Annotated in this window: 14 protein-coding genes; 9 read left to right on the top strand and 5 right to left on the bottom strand. The window is 71.2% G+C overall.

Features of this window, described 5'->3' with window-relative positions; genetic code table 11:
• Positions 1–11: 11 nt before the first annotated feature.
• The 3 genes from ACIGJI_RS06175 to ACIGJI_RS06165 are packed head-to-tail and all read right to left on the bottom strand — an operon-like array spanning position 12 to position 2,169.
• On the bottom strand, positions 12–725 hold the full coding sequence (locus ACIGJI_RS06175) for a low molecular weight phosphatase family protein (protein ID WP_363445509.1): 714 nt from the start codon (positions 723–725) through the stop codon (positions 12–14).
• A complete protein-coding gene (locus tag ACIGJI_RS06170) occupies positions 722–1,198 on the bottom strand; it encodes a VanZ family protein (protein ID WP_363445511.1) in 477 nt (158 codons plus the stop codon). Before ACIGJI_RS06170 ends, ACIGJI_RS06175 begins: the two co-directional genes overlap by 4 nt.
• A gap of 35 nt (positions 1,199–1,233) precedes the next feature.
• Entirely contained in the window at positions 1,234–2,169 is a 936-nt protein-coding gene (locus ACIGJI_RS06165) for a Ppx/GppA family phosphatase (protein WP_363445513.1), read from the bottom strand.
• 28 nt (positions 2,170–2,197) lie between these two features.
• On the opposite strand from ACIGJI_RS06165, the gene coaA reads away from it, so the two are divergent.
• The 8 genes from coaA (at position 2,198) to ACIGJI_RS06125 (ending at position 10,899) form a co-directional block, all read left to right on the top strand.
• Positions 2,198–3,151 (top strand): type I pantothenate kinase, encoded by a 954-nt coding sequence (coaA, locus tag ACIGJI_RS06160; RefSeq protein WP_071327518.1) that lies wholly within the window; start codon positions 2,198–2,200, stop codon positions 3,149–3,151.
• Positions 3,152–3,215: 64 nt separating this feature from the next.
• The gene (glmS, locus tag ACIGJI_RS06155) at positions 3,216–5,063 is read left to right on the top strand and encodes a glutamine--fructose-6-phosphate transaminase (isomerizing) (protein ID WP_280567385.1); all 1,848 of its coding nucleotides are present in this window, start codon (positions 3,216–3,218) and stop codon (positions 5,061–5,063) included.
• A 105-nt stretch (positions 5,064–5,168) separates the two neighbouring features.
• Complete coding sequence (locus tag ACIGJI_RS06150; RefSeq protein ID WP_187663387.1) at positions 5,169–5,528, top strand: holo-ACP synthase; 360 nt, start codon at positions 5,169–5,171, stop codon at positions 5,526–5,528.
• Positions 5,525–6,631: an alanine racemase gene (gene alr, locus ACIGJI_RS06145; protein WP_363445516.1), complete on the top strand. Its 1,107-nt coding sequence runs from the start codon at positions 5,525–5,527 to the stop codon at positions 6,629–6,631. Before ACIGJI_RS06150 ends, alr begins: the two co-directional genes overlap by 4 nt.
• Positions 6,628–7,122, top strand: a complete 495-nt coding sequence (gene tsaE, locus ACIGJI_RS06140; protein ID WP_396667016.1) for a tRNA (adenosine(37)-N6)-threonylcarbamoyltransferase complex ATPase subunit type 1 TsaE — start codon at positions 6,628–6,630, stop codon at positions 7,120–7,122. Before alr ends, tsaE begins: the two co-directional genes overlap by 4 nt.
• Entirely contained in the window at positions 7,119–7,964 is an 846-nt protein-coding gene (locus ACIGJI_RS06135; RefSeq protein ID WP_363445518.1) for a response regulator transcription factor, read from the top strand. The genes tsaE and ACIGJI_RS06135 overlap by 4 nt, the downstream gene beginning before the upstream one ends.
• 209 nt (positions 7,965–8,173) lie before the next feature.
• Complete coding sequence (locus ACIGJI_RS06130) at positions 8,174–9,766, top strand: PAS domain-containing sensor histidine kinase (protein ID WP_366244642.1); 1,593 nt, start codon at positions 8,174–8,176, stop codon at positions 9,764–9,766.
• A complete protein-coding gene (locus ACIGJI_RS06125; protein WP_187663391.1) occupies positions 9,763–10,899 on the top strand; it encodes a hypothetical protein in 1,137 nt (378 codons plus the stop codon). The genes ACIGJI_RS06130 and ACIGJI_RS06125 overlap by 4 nt, the downstream gene beginning before the upstream one ends.
• Before the next feature lie 15 nt (positions 10,900–10,914).
• Here ACIGJI_RS06125 and ACIGJI_RS06120 read toward each other — a convergent pair whose 3' ends face one another.
• A complete protein-coding gene (locus tag ACIGJI_RS06120) occupies positions 10,915–11,583 on the bottom strand; it encodes a FadR/GntR family transcriptional regulator (protein WP_187663392.1) in 669 nt (222 codons plus the stop codon).
• Positions 11,584–11,861: 278 nt separating this feature from the next.
• Between ACIGJI_RS06120 and ACIGJI_RS06115 the strand changes: the two genes are divergently transcribed.
• Positions 11,862–13,550 (top strand): 2-isopropylmalate synthase, encoded by a 1,689-nt coding sequence (locus tag ACIGJI_RS06115; RefSeq protein WP_363445953.1) that lies wholly within the window; start codon positions 11,862–11,864, stop codon positions 13,548–13,550.
• Here the strand turns inward: ACIGJI_RS06115 and csrA are convergent.
• Positions 13,547–13,798 carry a carbon storage regulator CsrA gene (csrA, locus tag ACIGJI_RS06110; protein ID WP_025104370.1) on the bottom strand — a complete coding sequence of 84 codons (252 nt, stop codon included), beginning with the start codon at positions 13,796–13,798 and terminating at the stop codon, positions 13,547–13,549. The genes ACIGJI_RS06115 and csrA overlap by 4 nt on opposite strands.
• Between the last annotated feature and the right edge of the window lies 1 nt (position 13,799).

Raw genomic sequence — 13,799 nt, 5'->3', positions numbered from 1 at the left:
TCGCGGTCGTCTCAGCGGAGCGCCGCGCGGACGATCCGCTCGACCTCGGTCAGCGCCGGGGTGAGCTGCGCACCCGAGAGCGCGTAGGTCTCCCGCGAACGGCGGTACGGATCGACGACGTCGTCGTCCTCCGGCCGTGCGGGGGTGAGGCCGCGCTGATCCCCGACGGCGCGGAGCACGGCGGCGAACCGATCGCGCTGTGCTCCGTCGCCCCGGGCGGCGTCCTGGGCCTCGTCGGTGCTCAGCGTCGATGCGAGTCGGGCGAACTCGCGCAGAGTGAACGTCCGTCGGAGAGCCGCCGGCATCATCTTCACGACGGCGGAACGGTGCTCCCGCGCCATCGTCAGTACGAGGTCCGCCTCAGCGATGTACGGCTCGACGAGGTACCGGGCGCGGTGGGCCATGGCGATCGTCGAGTCGGCGCCGCCCTGCGTGACGAGTTCGAGGGCTTCCTCCGGCATGCCGTGCCCGTCGAGCGCGTGCGTCCCGGCGCTGTGCACGCGGACGCCCAGCGGCTCGAGCCGCTGTCGAAGGAGCACCTCGGCGAGGGGAGAGCGGCAGATGTTCCCGGTGCACACCGTCAGGATGGTCAGTGTCTCGCCGGCAGCGGCGATCGGACTGACGCCGTTCTCGGGGACGGCGGCGCGCGCGGGCTGGTCCTGCTGCTCGCGCCACTCTCGGCGGCTCATGCCGGCCGGCGGGCCGTCGAGGGGAGGGAGGGTCACGAAGCCAGCCTAGGGTCCCTCGGTCCGTCCGGACCGCGTGACAACAGGGCCAGCAGCAGAGTCGCCACGACGGCTCCGAGGAAGGTGCCGGTGGTGTTGGCGATCACGTCGCTGAGCGTGGGGAACCGGGACGGCATCAAGCCCTGCACCGTCTCGATCACGACGCTCAGCAGACCACCGGCGAGCGTGACCTGCCAGAGTCGAAGCCGTGGCCAGGCGAAGGGCAGCAACAGCCCGACAGGGACGAAGAGGGCGACGTTGGCCAGGATCTCCAGCACCACGGCGCTCTGCTGGTAGGGCGCGATGCCGGCTTCCGCGACCCAGCGGGCCATCACGCCCACGAGACCCGTGACCTTGGACGACACGGCCGCGGGCAGCCAGACGGTGAAGCCCACGAACAGCAGGTAGCCGACCAGGGCGACGCGGGCTGCCACCCTGCCGCGCGGGGCACGGGTGGCGAGGGTCGGGGTCATGGCGTCATGCTATCCGCGCCGCCGGAGCAGCCCTCTCAGGATCGCGGCCCGAGCTGCTCGATGTACCGCAGCAGCACTCCTTCGCGCAGCGCCCACGGCGACACCTCCAGCTCCTCCACCCCCAGTGCGCTCATCGCAGCATGCAGCGACACCGCGGCCGCCACGATCTGGAACGTCCGGTCGGGCGTGATCCCCGGGAGCTCCTGGCGCGCCGAGGCGGGAAGGCGCGCGAGCCGCGGGATCCACGACCCGAGCGCCTCGCGGGGGAGCAGCATCCGCTCGATACCCGACCAGCCGGGGACGGGATAGCCGACCAACCGTGCGAGCGAACGGATCGCCTTGGAGGACCCCACGACGTGGTCCGGACGGGGGAGGGCATGGAACCGGGGGACGACCACGTCGAGAGTCGCTGCGGCGTGTGCCCGCAGCCGCTCCACATCGTCCTCACCTGGCGGATCCTGCGGGAGGAACTGCACCGTCATGCGCCCGGCTCCGAGCGGCACGGAGGCGGCGACGTCCGGCACCTCCTCGGCGCCCGCGGCGATCTCCAGGGAGCCGCCGCCGATGTCGAGGAGCAGCAGCTGGCCGGCGGACCACCCGAACCAGCGCCGCACCGCGAGGAAGGTGAGCGCGGCCTCGGTCTCCCCGTCGAGCACCTGGAGCGACTGACCCAGGACGGCCTCGATGCGCGCGATCACCTCGGCTCCGTTGCGGGCATCGCGCACGGCGCTCGTGGCCGTGGCGAGGAGCGCGTCCACGCGTTCCGCCTCCGCCACCCGGCGCGCCTGCGCGACAGCGGTCTCCAGGGCCTGCACGCCGTCCTCCGCGATCGCCCCGTCCGGTGTGAGGTACCGCATGAGGCGCAGCACGGTCCGGTCGCTCGTGGTCGCGAGCGGTCGTCCGCCCGGGCGCACGTCGGCGGCGAGCATGTGGACGGTGTTGGATCCGATGTCGAGGACTCCCAGGCGCACGGGATGAGGATACTCGCGCGCGGTTACGATGGACGACGTGACCACCGCCGACCCCACGCTGCCGCTGTCGCCGTACCGGGAGATCGGGCGCGCGGAGTGGGCGCGTCTCGCCGCCGGACTCGACCAGCCCCTCACCGAGACCGAGGTCGTGGAGCTGCGGGGGATCGGCGATCGTCTCGACCTCACCGAGGTCCGTGAGGTCTACCTCCCGTTGAGCCGGCTGCTGAGCCTGTACGCGAGCGCGACGAAGCAGCTCGGTGCGGCCACCTCGTCGTTCCTCCAGGAGGACGACACGACCACGCCCTTCGTCGTCGGTGTCGCCGGCTCCGTGGCCGTGGGCAAGTCGACCATCGCCCGGCTCCTCCGCGAGCTGATGAGCCGGTGGCCGGGGACGCCGCGCGTGGAGCTGGTGACGACGGACGGCTTCCTCTACCCGAACGCCGAGCTGGAGCGCCGGGGCCTCATGGACCGCAAGGGCTTCCCGGAGTCGTACGACCGCCGGGCGCTGATCGAGTTCCTCACGGAGGTCAAGAGCGGAGCGCCCGAGGTGCGGGCGCCGTTCTACTCCCACATGCGCTACGACATCGTGCCGGACGCGCACGTCGTGGTGCGCCGCCCCGACGTCGTGATCGTCGAGGGGCTCAACGTCCTGCAGCCTCCGCCCGCGCCGAACGACGTCGCCGTCAGCGACCTCTTCGACTTCTCGATCTTCGTGGACGCCGACACCGCGCACATCGAGAAGTGGTACGTCGACCGGTTCCTCGCGCTGCGGCAGGGGGCCTTCAGCAACCCGTCGTCCTACTTCAACGTGTTCGCGCACCTCACCGACGAGGAGGCGATCACCACCGCACTGGGATATTGGAACGAGATCAACATGCCGAACCTCGTCGAGAACGTCATGCCCACGCGGCACCGCGCGCGGCTGGTTCTGCGCAAGGGCGCGGATCACGACGTGGAGAGCGTGCTGCTGCGCAAGCTCTGAGCCGCCCTGGCGGGCGTCCTATTGTTCGGACGACTCGCAAAAATTCCCGCTTACCCTTATCCCCATGTGTGGAATCGTCGGATACGTGGGCCCGCGGCCCAGCCAGGACATCCTTCTCGCCGGCCTCGCCCGGCTCGAGTACCGCGGCTATGACTCCGCGGGCATCGCCGTGATCGACGGCGACGGAACGCTGGGCATGCGCAAGAAGGCGGGCAAGCTCGCCATGCTGCGCGACTCGCTCGGCGATGCACCCCTCGCCGACGGCACGACCGGCATCGGTCACACCCGGTGGGCCACGCACGGCGGCCCGACCGACGTCAACGCGCACCCGCACCTCGCCGACGACGACAAGCTCGCGGTGATCCACAACGGCATCATCGAGAACTTCGCCGCGCTGCGCGACGAACTCCTCGCCGACGGCGTCGCCTTCCGCAGCGAGACCGACACCGAGGTGGCCGCGGCTCTGCTCGGCCGCGAGTATGCCGGTAACGGGGGCGACCTCGCGCTCGCGTTCCGCGCCGTCGTCAACCGCCTCGAGGGCGCCTTCACGCTCCTCGCGATGCACCAGGACCACCCGGGTCTCGTCGTCGGCGCTCGCCGCAACTCGCCGCTCGTGATCGGTCTGGGCGAGGGGGAGAACTTCCTCGGCTCCGACGTCGCCGCCTTCGTGGAGCACACCCGCAAGGCCCTCGCGATCGGTCAGGACCAGATCGTCTCGATCACTCCCGACGCGGTGACCGTGACCGACTTCGCCGGCACGCCCGTCGCCGCCGAGCCGTTCGACGTCTCGTGGGACGCCGCCGCCGCCGAGAAGGGCGGATGGTCGAGCTTCATGGCCAAGGAGGTCGCGGAGCAGCCGGAAGCCGTCGCGAACACGATCCGCGGCCGCATCCGCGACGGTCAGGTCGTCATCCCGGAGCTGGACGGTCTCGACGACCTGTTCGTCGGCATCAACCGCGTCATCATCACCGCGTGCGGCACCGCGTCCTACGCGGCCCTCGTCGGCAAGTACGCGATCGAGCAGTGGGCGCGCGTGGCGGTCGACGTCGAGCTCGCCCACGAGTTCCGGTACCGCGACCCCGTCATCGGCGCGGACACCCTCGTCGTCTCGATCAGCCAGTCCGGCGAGACCATGGACACCCTGATGGCCGTGAAGTACGCCCGGGAGCGCGGTGCCCGCACGCTGTCCGTCTGCAACACGCAGGGGGCGACGATCCCGCGCGAGTCCGACGCCGTCGTCTACACGCACGCCGGCCCGGAGGTCGCCGTCGCCTCGACCAAGGCGTTCTCCGCCCAGATCACGGCCCTGCTCCTGCTCGGCCTGCACATGGGACGCGTCCGCGGCGTCGTGGCCGACGCCTCGACCGATGTCGAGGAGCTCGCCGCGCTGCCGGAGAAGGTCGCGAAGGTGCTGGAGAGCGAGCACGAGCACGTGACCCAGCTCGCGGGCTGGATGGCCGACACCCGTTCGGTGCTCTTCCTCGGTCGCCACGTGGGCTACCCGATCGCGCTCGAGGGGGCGCTCAAGCTCAAGGAGATCTCCTACATCCATGCGGAGGGCTTCGCCGCCGGCGAGCTCAAGCACGGTCCGATCGCGCTGATCGAGCCGGGCCAGCCCGTGTTCGTGCTCGTGCCGTCGCCGCGGCACTCGGCACTCGTGCACTCCAAGGTCGTCTCCAACATCCAGGAGATCCGCGCCCGCGGTGCCCGCGTGATCGTGGTGGCGGAGGAGGGCGACGCCGCCGTGCTGCCCTTCGCCGACGAGGTCATCCACATCCCGCTCGCCGGCCCCATGTTCGAGCCGCTGCTCGCCGTCGTCCCGCTGCAGATCTTCGCGATGGCGCTGGCGACCGCGAAGGGCCTCGACGTGGACCAGCCGCGCAACCTCGCGAAGTCCGTCACGGTGGAGTGACCGCCGACCCACCCTGTTCTGTTCGCCCCACCCCTCTGCGTGCGCACGCAGAGGGGTGGGGCGTTCGTAACGGGGTGGGTGGGGAAGCCCGAGTAGGCTGAACGCGTGATCATCGGCACCGGCATCGACCTCGTGGACATCCCGCGGTTCGAGCGCACGATGACCAGGACCCCGCGGCTGCGGGAGCGGCTGTTCGCCCCGTCCGAACGGGAGCTCCGCCTGCCGTCCCTGGCCGCGCGGTACGCCGCGAAGGAAGCGCTGATCAAGGCCCTCGGCGGCTCCGACGGCGTGCACTGGACCGAGATCGAGATCGCCTCCGAGCCCTCAGGGCGACCGCACTTCGTCCTGTCCGGATCCACCGCCGCGGTGGTCGAGGAGCGCGGCATCCTCACGCTGCACCTCACCCTCACCCACGACGCCGGTCTCGCTGCCGCGTTCGTCGTCGCCGAAGGAGCCCCGCTGTGACCGTCCCGTTCCGCGAGGCGACGATCGACCTGGATGCGATCGCCGACAACGTGCGGCACTTCCGTCGCCTGACCGGCGTGGAGGTGCTCGTCGTCGTGAAGGCGAACGCGTACGGCCACGGTGCCGCCGCGGCCGCCGTGGCGGCTCTCTCCGCCGGCGCCACCCGCCTCGGCGTGGCCGAGATCCCGGAGGCACTGGAGCTGCGGCGTCAGGGCGTGCACGCCCCGATCGTGGCCTGGCTGCACGCTCCGGGGGAGCGCTTCGTCCAGGCGGCCGCCGAGGGGATCGAGCTCGGCATCTCGTCATACGACCAGCTGCAGGCGGCGGCCGCCGCCGCATCCGGAGACCGCCCGGTCGCCGTGCACCTGAAGCTCGAGACCGGGTTGTCGCGCAACGGCATCGCCCCCGACGACTGGGGGACGGTGCTCGCGGAGGCCGCTCGCCTGGAGCGCATCGGACGGGTCAGGGTCGTGGGACTCTTCAGCCACCTCTCCAACGCCTCGCCCGCCGACGACCGTGCCGCGCTCGCCCGATTCGAGGAAGGGGTGGCGCAGGCCGCCGCTCTCGGCGTGCGACCCGAGATCCGCCACATCGCCGCCACGGCCGCCGCCATCGACCTTCCCGAGACGCGACTGGACGCCGTCCGCATCGGCATCGGCACCTACGGCCTCTCCCCCTTCGACGACCGCTCCTCGGCGGAACTGGGCCTGCGTCCGGCCATGACCCTTCGTGGGGCGGTCGCCGCCGTGCGGCGCGTTCCCGCCGGCACCGGGGTCTCCTACGACTACGCGCACCGCACGGACCGGGAGACCACCCTGGCGCTCGTGCCGCTGGGGTATGCCGACGGCGTCCCCCGCAGCGCCTCGGGGCGACTGCCCGTGTCCATCGGAGGGCGGCGCTACACGAACGTGGGACGGATCGCGATGGATCAGTTCGTCGTGGACGTCGGCGACGCCCCGGTCGCGGTCGGCGACGAGGTCACTCTCTTCGGGGACCCGACCCTCGGCGTGCCCTCGGCCGCGGACTGGGCGGAGGCCGCCGGCACCATCGGCTACGAGATCGTCACCCGCATCGGGCACCGGGTGCCGCGGAGGACGACGTGAGCCTGAACCCGGCGTTCCTCGGACGCCGGCGGATCGCCACCTCCGAGGAGATGGAGCAGCTCGGGCTGCGCATCGGCGAGCAGCTCGAACCGGGCGACCTGCTCATCCTCACCGGACCCCTGGGGGCGGGCAAGACCACGTTCACCCGGGGTCTGGCCGAGGGACTCGGTGTGCGGGGGCCCGTGCAGAGCCCGACCTTCGTGATCGCCCGCACCCACCCGTCCCTGGTCGGCCGAGCGCCGCTCGTGCACGTGGACGCGTACCGCCTCGGCTCCGCCGCCGAACTCGACGACCTCGACCTCGATCTGGAGCGGTCGGTCGTGGTCGTGGAGTGGGGCCGCGGCATGGCGGAGGAGCTCGCCGACGCCTGGTGGGACGTCGAGATCGAACGCCCCGTCGGAGCCGGCGACGACGAGGACGACCTCGACCCCTCGGAGCTGGACGCCGACGCGCCGCGCTTCGTCACGATCGCCCGCGAGGAGCGCGCGTGACGGGGGAGACGCCGCTGGTCGCGGTCATCATCGAAGACGACCCCGGTGTGCGGTCGCTCCTGGACGAGGTGTTCCTCGCCGCGGGCTTCCGCACCGTGCTGGCGGGTTCCGGTCCGGACGGTCTCGCGGCAGTGGCGGCGCACCACCCGATCATCACCACCCTCGACATCAACCTCCCCGGCATCGACGGGTTCGAGGTCGCGCGACGCATCCGACGGGTCAGCGACACCTTCATCATCATGCTGTCCGCCCTTGCCGAGGAGTCGGACGTGGTGCTGGGCCTCACCTCCGGTGCCGACGAATACCTGGTCAAGCCCTTCCGGCCGCGCGAGCTGCGGGCGCGGATCGAGGCGCTCCTCCGCCGTACCCGCCTGTCCGTGGCGGACAAGGGGACGCCCGCGGCCGCGAGCGCCCCGCCGCCCCGGGTTACCGTCTCGACGGCCTCCGCGGTGTCGAGCGCGTCCCTGCCGGTCATCGCCGCCGCCGACGCCACCGTCGCCACGTGGCGAGGGCTCGTGCACCGCGACCTCAGCCTCGACCTCGATACGCGTCTCGTGCTCGTCTCCCAGCGCCCCGTCGAACTCACCCCCACCGAGTTCGACCTGCTCGCCGCGCTCCTCGAGGCCGGCCGCAGAGTCTGCAGCAAAGCCGACCTCGCACGCGGGCTGCGCGGCCTCTCCGGAGATGCGTTCGACCGGGTGAGCGAGCCGGATAAACGGGCCATCGAGACGCACATGGCCAATCTGCGCCGGAAGCTCGGTGACAACCCGAACGCCCCCCGCTACATCGAGACGGTGCGCGGCGTCGGCTACCGTCTGACCTCCGACGACCGGCCCGTCTGAGGAGAGGGGTCGAGGCCGCGGCTCCCCCACCGCGGCCCCGGATGCCTGCGAATCCCCACTCGCGCGGCCCCAGCTTCTGCGAAATCCCCAGTCGCAGCGTCGACTCCCACTCAGAATCATAGGACGGGAAGGCCACCTGAAGAGCGAGAAGTGACGATCTTTGAGTAATCTTGCGTGAATGCTGAGGATCGACCGGGAGGCGGGCCTTGATGATCCGCACGGTCTCGATCTGGCGGTGGCAGCTGGTGTTCACTGCGAGCATCGTCGCCATCGTGGTGATGGTCGCGGGCTTCAAGCCGCAGACCCTCGCGATCCCGCTGTTCATCGGGGGGATCGGCCTCATCGTGGTCACCACCCTGGTGGCGCTCATGGTGCCCTGGCGGCGCCTGCCGCGCACGGCGGTGACCGTCCTCCCGCTGCTGGACGTGCTCGGGGTGGGACTGACGACGAACGTGCCGGATCTCCGGCTCGGCTTCCTCTGGGTGTTCCCGGTGGTCTGGTTGGCGACCTACTTCTCGATGCCCTGGGTGTTCGTCGGCATCGTCCTCAGCGGCGGCTGCCTCGTGTTCTTCGCGGACCGCTCCGGGCCGCCGGAGGACGTGCTGCTCCGGGTGCTCACCGTCGTCATCACCCTGAGCTTCCTCGGCGTGACCGTCCGTATCGGCGCCCAGCGCTCCGGTGCGGCGCGGCGGCTCCTGCAGCGCCGTTCCGAACAGGTGAACAGGGCGGCGGAGCGGGCCGAGACGAACCAGGAGCGCGTCACGCAGGTCATCGACGCGCTGGGCATCGCGCTGGTGGTGGTCACCTCCGCGGGCCGCGTCCTGCAGATGAACGACGCCTACCGCGCCCTGTACGGCCGCGACCGCTTCGGCACAGCGCTCCCGTCGGCCTCCGTCGAGTACGACGCGCGGCGCGGAACGGCTCTGATGCCGGAGCGCACCACGCTGGCACGAGCCGCCGCGGGGGAGCAGATGCGGGAGGAGCGGGTGTGGCTGTACGACGGTGCAGGGCAGTGGCATGCCCTGGCCGTGACCACCCAGCCCATCGCAAGTGCCCGGGAGGGGGAGAGCATCACCCTCGTCGTCATCGATGACGTCACCGCCCTCCTCGAGGCCGCCGAGGAGCGTCGGGCGCTGACCGCCGTGATCTCCCACGAACTGCGCAACCCGCTCACGGCGATCATCGGCCATGTCGAGCTCCTGCGGGAGCGCGACGACCTCCCCGGCCGGGTGCCGGCGCAGATCGAGGTCATCGCGGACGCCGGGGAGCGGCTGCAGGATCTCGTCACGAGCATGCAGGCTCAGACGGGGCGGATCTCGCACGACCCCTTCGAGCCGGTGGACCTGCGCGTGGTCGTGGAGGAGTCCGCCGCATCGTTCGCGCCCCTGATGGGCGCCGCGCGCCAGGAACTCGTGCTCGATGGGGCGGAGCGGGTGGTGATCACGGGAGACGCGTTCCGGTTGCGTCAGGTGGTGGACAACCTCCTGGGCAACGCCGCCAAGTACACGGAGGGAGGCGGTCGCATCACGGTACGGCTGGTGGAGTCCGACGGCCATGCGGAGGTCACGGTGGCGGACACGGGGATCGGCATCTCCGAGGACGAGCTGCCGCGGCTGTTCGAGCCGTACTTCCGCGCCGACAGCGCCGTGCGCGGCGGCATCCCCGGTACCGGGCTCGGCATGGGCATCGCGCGGGACATCGTGGTCGCGCACGGCGGCGTCATCCTCGTGTCGAGCGAGGTGGACGTCGGCACCACCGTCACCGTCCGTTTCCCCCGACGAACGAAAGAGGACCCCGTATGACACCGCTCGTGCCCGTGAGCGTCGATGTCACCACGAGCATGGTGGCGGTGGTGACCGTGCTCACCGCGGTCGTCGTCGGTCTCGCGACTCTCGCCCGACCGAGCAGGGCGACCATCGTCTGGGGGGTCGCCTTCGGTATCGGGATGCTCGGCGCCTACCTGTGGCTGGCCGGGCACCACACCGGCAGCCCCGTGCTGCGGGCGGCCGCGTCCGCCATCGTCGTCTGCTTCGTGCCGCTGGTGTGGATCGGCGTGCGGATGCATTTCGAGCGCACGGCACCTTGGCTTCCGGTCATCGTCGCGCTCGTCGGGGTGCCCGCAGCCCTGATCCTGACGGCGGGCACGCGCTGGTATCTGCCGGTGTTCCACGTCGTCTTCCTGGCGATGGCGGTCTTCGCCGGGCTGCTCGCCTGGGAGCTGACGCGTGGGCAGGCGGCGACGCGGGACATCGTCCTGCCGCTTGCGCTCGCCGCGTGCGGCTTCGTGGTGGTCGCCGTCGTCAGCGCGGGGTCCGCCCTCGTCTCCGGGGGCGTGAGCACCGAGGAGCAGCTCAGCGCGCTCCGCGGAGTGAACGCCCTGGGGACGATCGTCATGAGCACCTGCGCGGCGTTCACGCTCGTGCTCCTCGTCCGGGTGGAGAGCGCGCCGCCGGGGACCGACGGCGCCGCGAACCGTGCCAGGGATCGTCTGCGCAAGGCGGCAGCGCAGAAGGACCCCGCGTGGTCGGTCCTCGACGTCCGCCTGGACGATCCCGCCGACCTCCGCGAGGCGTCGAGCAGCGCCGGGTTCCGACGCATCGCGGACCGGTTCCACACGGACATCTGCGACGCGCTTCCGGCGACCGCCGATGCGGAACGGGTCGCCGACGACCGCGCGATCGTCCTCATCCACGGCAGCGACGAGGCGGTGCGCTTCCATCTGAGGGCGATCCTGGGATCCGTGTCGATCATGGACCTGGACGCGCCGGCGACCGGCATCCGTTCCTCCGCGAGCATCGGCTGGGCGACGGCATCCGTCGCCGGGTACGACTACGACGCTCTCGTCGCGGCGGCGGCATCGGCGGCGTGCCGGGCGCGCGATGCCGGTGGGGATCAGTGGAAGCGGGCGCAGGAGACAGACCTGGCCGCCGTGTGACCAGGCCCTCCGGCGTCAGCCGAACAGCCTCTTCGTCGTGTCGAGGTGCTCGCGCGTCAGGGCGGCGGCTGCTCTCGGGTCGCGCGCGACGATAGCGTCGCCGATTCGCGCGTGCGCCTCCTGGTCAGCATCGTCGCCGTGATGGCCGCGGATGCGCAGCATGTCGATCATCGCCTGCAGCGAGCGGGGGGCGAAGCCGTCGAACAGCTCCCGCAGCACAGGATTGCCGGACGCGACGACGACGGCGCGGTGGAAGGCCATGTCCGCCTCGACGTGCGCGCGGACGTCCGTGCGACGACGGTCACGTTCCGCGAGCGTGCGCGTCAGCTCGTCCAGGTCTGCGGAGGTCCGGCGCTCGGCGGCGAGAGCCGCGGCTTCGACCTCGATCGCGGTGCGGGCCTCGAGGACGGCGATGATGTCGGCGCGATCGAGGACGGCATCCCAACTCGCGGCGGGTTCCGTGGCCGTGACGAAGACCCCGGCGCCCTGGCGTGTGGCGAGCACGCCTCGCCCCGCGAGGATCCGGATCGCCTCCCTGGCCGTCGACCTTCCGACCCCGAGCTGCGGAGCGAGCGTCGTCTCGCCCGGCAGCTTGCCGCCGACCTGCCACTCGCCGGCTCCGATGCGTGCGAGAAGGAGCTCGGCGGCCTGTTCGGCGAGGGATTCGCGGCGCACGGTCGTCATGGGCCCATTCTCGCATCCGACGCACTTCTCTGCTTGTCTGAGGAGTTGTGGTAGAGTGCCCGTATGCGCACGCTCCGGTTCCTCCTCCTTCGCCGCCACGGCGGGGCCTGATCAGACCGGCTCCTCGTCGTGGAGCCGCAGCACGCGTCGGTCGCCCTCCCCGCGATCCGAACAGGAACCAGACCATGACCCCGTCCCGCGCTTTCCCGACCCTCTCGACTCCCTCCGGTGTCCTGCCCGACGACGCTCCGCACTGGAATCGGCAGCGGCCCTCGCAGATGCCCTCGAACCGCTATCGAGACGTGTACTCCCGCGTCGCCGTTCCGCTGGAGACCCCGACCTGGCCGAGCGCGCGACTGACGCAGGCGCCGCTCTGGGTCCCGGTGGATCTCCGCGACGGGAACCAGGCGCTGGCCGAGCCGATGGACCCGTCCCGCAAGCGACGGTTCTTCGAGCTCATGGTCGCCATGGGCTACAAGGAGATCGAAGTCGGCTACCCCTCGGCCTCCCGGACGGACTACGACTTCGTCCGGCTCCTCGCCGAGACCGACCTCGCTCCCGCCGACGTGACGATCGTGGTGTTCACGCCGGCGCGACGCGAACTCATCGAACGGACCGTGGAGTCCGTGCGCGGCATCCGCAATCCCGTCGTCATCCACATGTACACCGCCACCGCGCCCACCTGGCGGGACGTCGTCCTCGGACAGGACCGTGAGGGGCTCACCGCGCTGATCCTCGCCGGAGGGGAGGACGTGCTGCGGTTCGCGGGAGACCTCGACAACGTCCGCTTCGAGTTCTCCCCGGAGGTGTTCACCCTCACCGAGCCGGACTTCGTCCTCGAGGTGTGCGACGCGATGACGACCCTGTGGGACGCGAGCCCCGAGCGTCCCGTGATCCTGAACCTGCCGGCGACCGTCGAGGTCGCGACCCCGAACGTCTACGCGGACCAGATCGAGTACATGCACCGCAATCTCGGGCGTCGTGAGGGGGTCATCCTGTCCGTGCATCCCCATAACGACCGCGGCACCGGCGTCGCCTGTGCGGAACTCGCCGTCCTCGCCGGCGCGCAGCGGGTCGAGGGGTGCCTCTTCGGTAACGGGGAGCGCACCGGCAACGTCGACCTCGTGACCCTCGCCCTCAACCTGCACGCGCAGGGCGTCGACCCGATGATCGACTTCTCCGATATCGACGAGATCCGCCGGACGGTCGCGCACTGCAACGGGATCGACATCCATGCGCGGCATCCGTATGCGGGCGACCTCGTGCACACCGCCTTCTCCGGCACCCATCAGGACGCCATCCGGAAGGGGTTCGCGGAACATCGCGCCCGTGCTGCGAGGGCAGGCCGCGCGGAACGGGACATCGAATGGCGCGTGCCGTATCTTCCCATCGACCCGGCGGACATCGGCCGCAGCTACGACGCCGTGATCCGCGTCAACTCGCAGTCCGGGAAGGGCGGCATCGCCTACCTGCTGGAGGACGCCTACGGGATCGAGCTGCCGCGGCGCCTGCAGATCGACCTCGCTCGTCACGTCCAGCAGCGCACCGAGCAGACGGGACGCGAGGTCTCGGCCGCGGAGGTATGGGCCATCTTCGATGCCGCCTACCTCGCGAGCACGAGCCCGACGACGCTGCGAGCGGAGGCCGAGGTCGCGGGAGGGTGCACGACGATCACGCTCCACGCCGACGGCGTCGAGACACGGACCCGCCATGACGGCGTCGGTCCGGTGGAGGCGCTGGGCACGGCGCTCGCAGGGATCGGCCTGCCCGTCGAAGTCCTGAGTCTGCACCAGACGAGCATCGGATCGGGGGCTGGGAGCGAAGCGCTCACCCTGATCGAGTATCGCGACGGCGTGCGCTCGGGCTGGGCGGCCGGGCGCGACCGCTCCGTGCTGACCGCGACCCTGCACGCCGTGCGGAACGCGGCGGAGCGCTCCGCCACCGCCCCGCGGGGCGAGCGGGCCTAGGGGGTCTGCTTCTCGCGCCCGCGCGCGAGTGCCGCGGTGATGGCGTCCGCGGCGCTCGCGTCGGTGTCGGCGGCGGCGGAGACGTTCTCGGCGACGACGGCCTCGATGATCTCGGTGCGCTGGATGCGGGTCTCCCGCGGGGCCTTGACGCCGATGCGCACGCTGTCGCCCTTGATGTCGAGCAGCGTGACCTCGATCTCGCCGTCGATGCGTACGCTCTCACCGATCCGCCTCGTCAACACCAGCATT

Origin of the sequence: Microbacterium sp. NPDC064978 (assembly GCF_044543605.1) — a bacterium.
In the GTDB taxonomy this organism is placed as follows: Bacteria; Actinomycetota; Actinomycetes; order Actinomycetales; family Microbacteriaceae; genus Microbacterium; species Microbacterium meiriae.
Note: the sequence above shows the minus strand (reverse complement) of the source record. Positions and strands in the feature narration are given on the sequence as shown.

Excerpts from the sequence above, each read along its gene's own strand:
- ACIGJI_RS06170 (WP_363445511.1), bottom strand. The coding sequence starts at position 1,198 with ATGACCCCGACCCTCGCCACCCGTGCCCCGCGCGGCAGGGTGGCAGCC.
- coaA (WP_071327518.1), top strand. The coding sequence starts at position 2,198 with ATGGACGACGTGACCACCGCCGACCCCACGCTGCCGCTGTCGCCGTAC.
- glmS (WP_280567385.1), top strand. The coding sequence starts at position 3,216 with ATGTGTGGAATCGTCGGATACGTGGGCCCGCGGCCCAGCCAGGACATC.
- ACIGJI_RS06130 (WP_366244642.1), top strand. The coding sequence starts at position 8,174 with ATGATCCGCACGGTCTCGATCTGGCGGTGGCAGCTGGTGTTCACTGCG.
- ACIGJI_RS06125 (WP_187663391.1), top strand. The coding sequence starts at position 9,763 with ATGACACCGCTCGTGCCCGTGAGCGTCGATGTCACCACGAGCATGGTG.
- ACIGJI_RS06120 (WP_187663392.1), bottom strand. The coding sequence starts at position 11,583 with ATGACGACCGTGCGCCGCGAATCCCTCGCCGAACAGGCCGCCGAGCTC.
- ACIGJI_RS06115 (WP_363445953.1), top strand. The coding sequence starts at position 11,862 with ATGCCCTCGAACCGCTATCGAGACGTGTACTCCCGCGTCGCCGTTCCG.
- csrA (WP_025104370.1), bottom strand. The coding sequence starts at position 13,798 with ATGCTGGTGTTGACGAGGCGGATCGGTGAGAGCGTACGCATCGACGGC.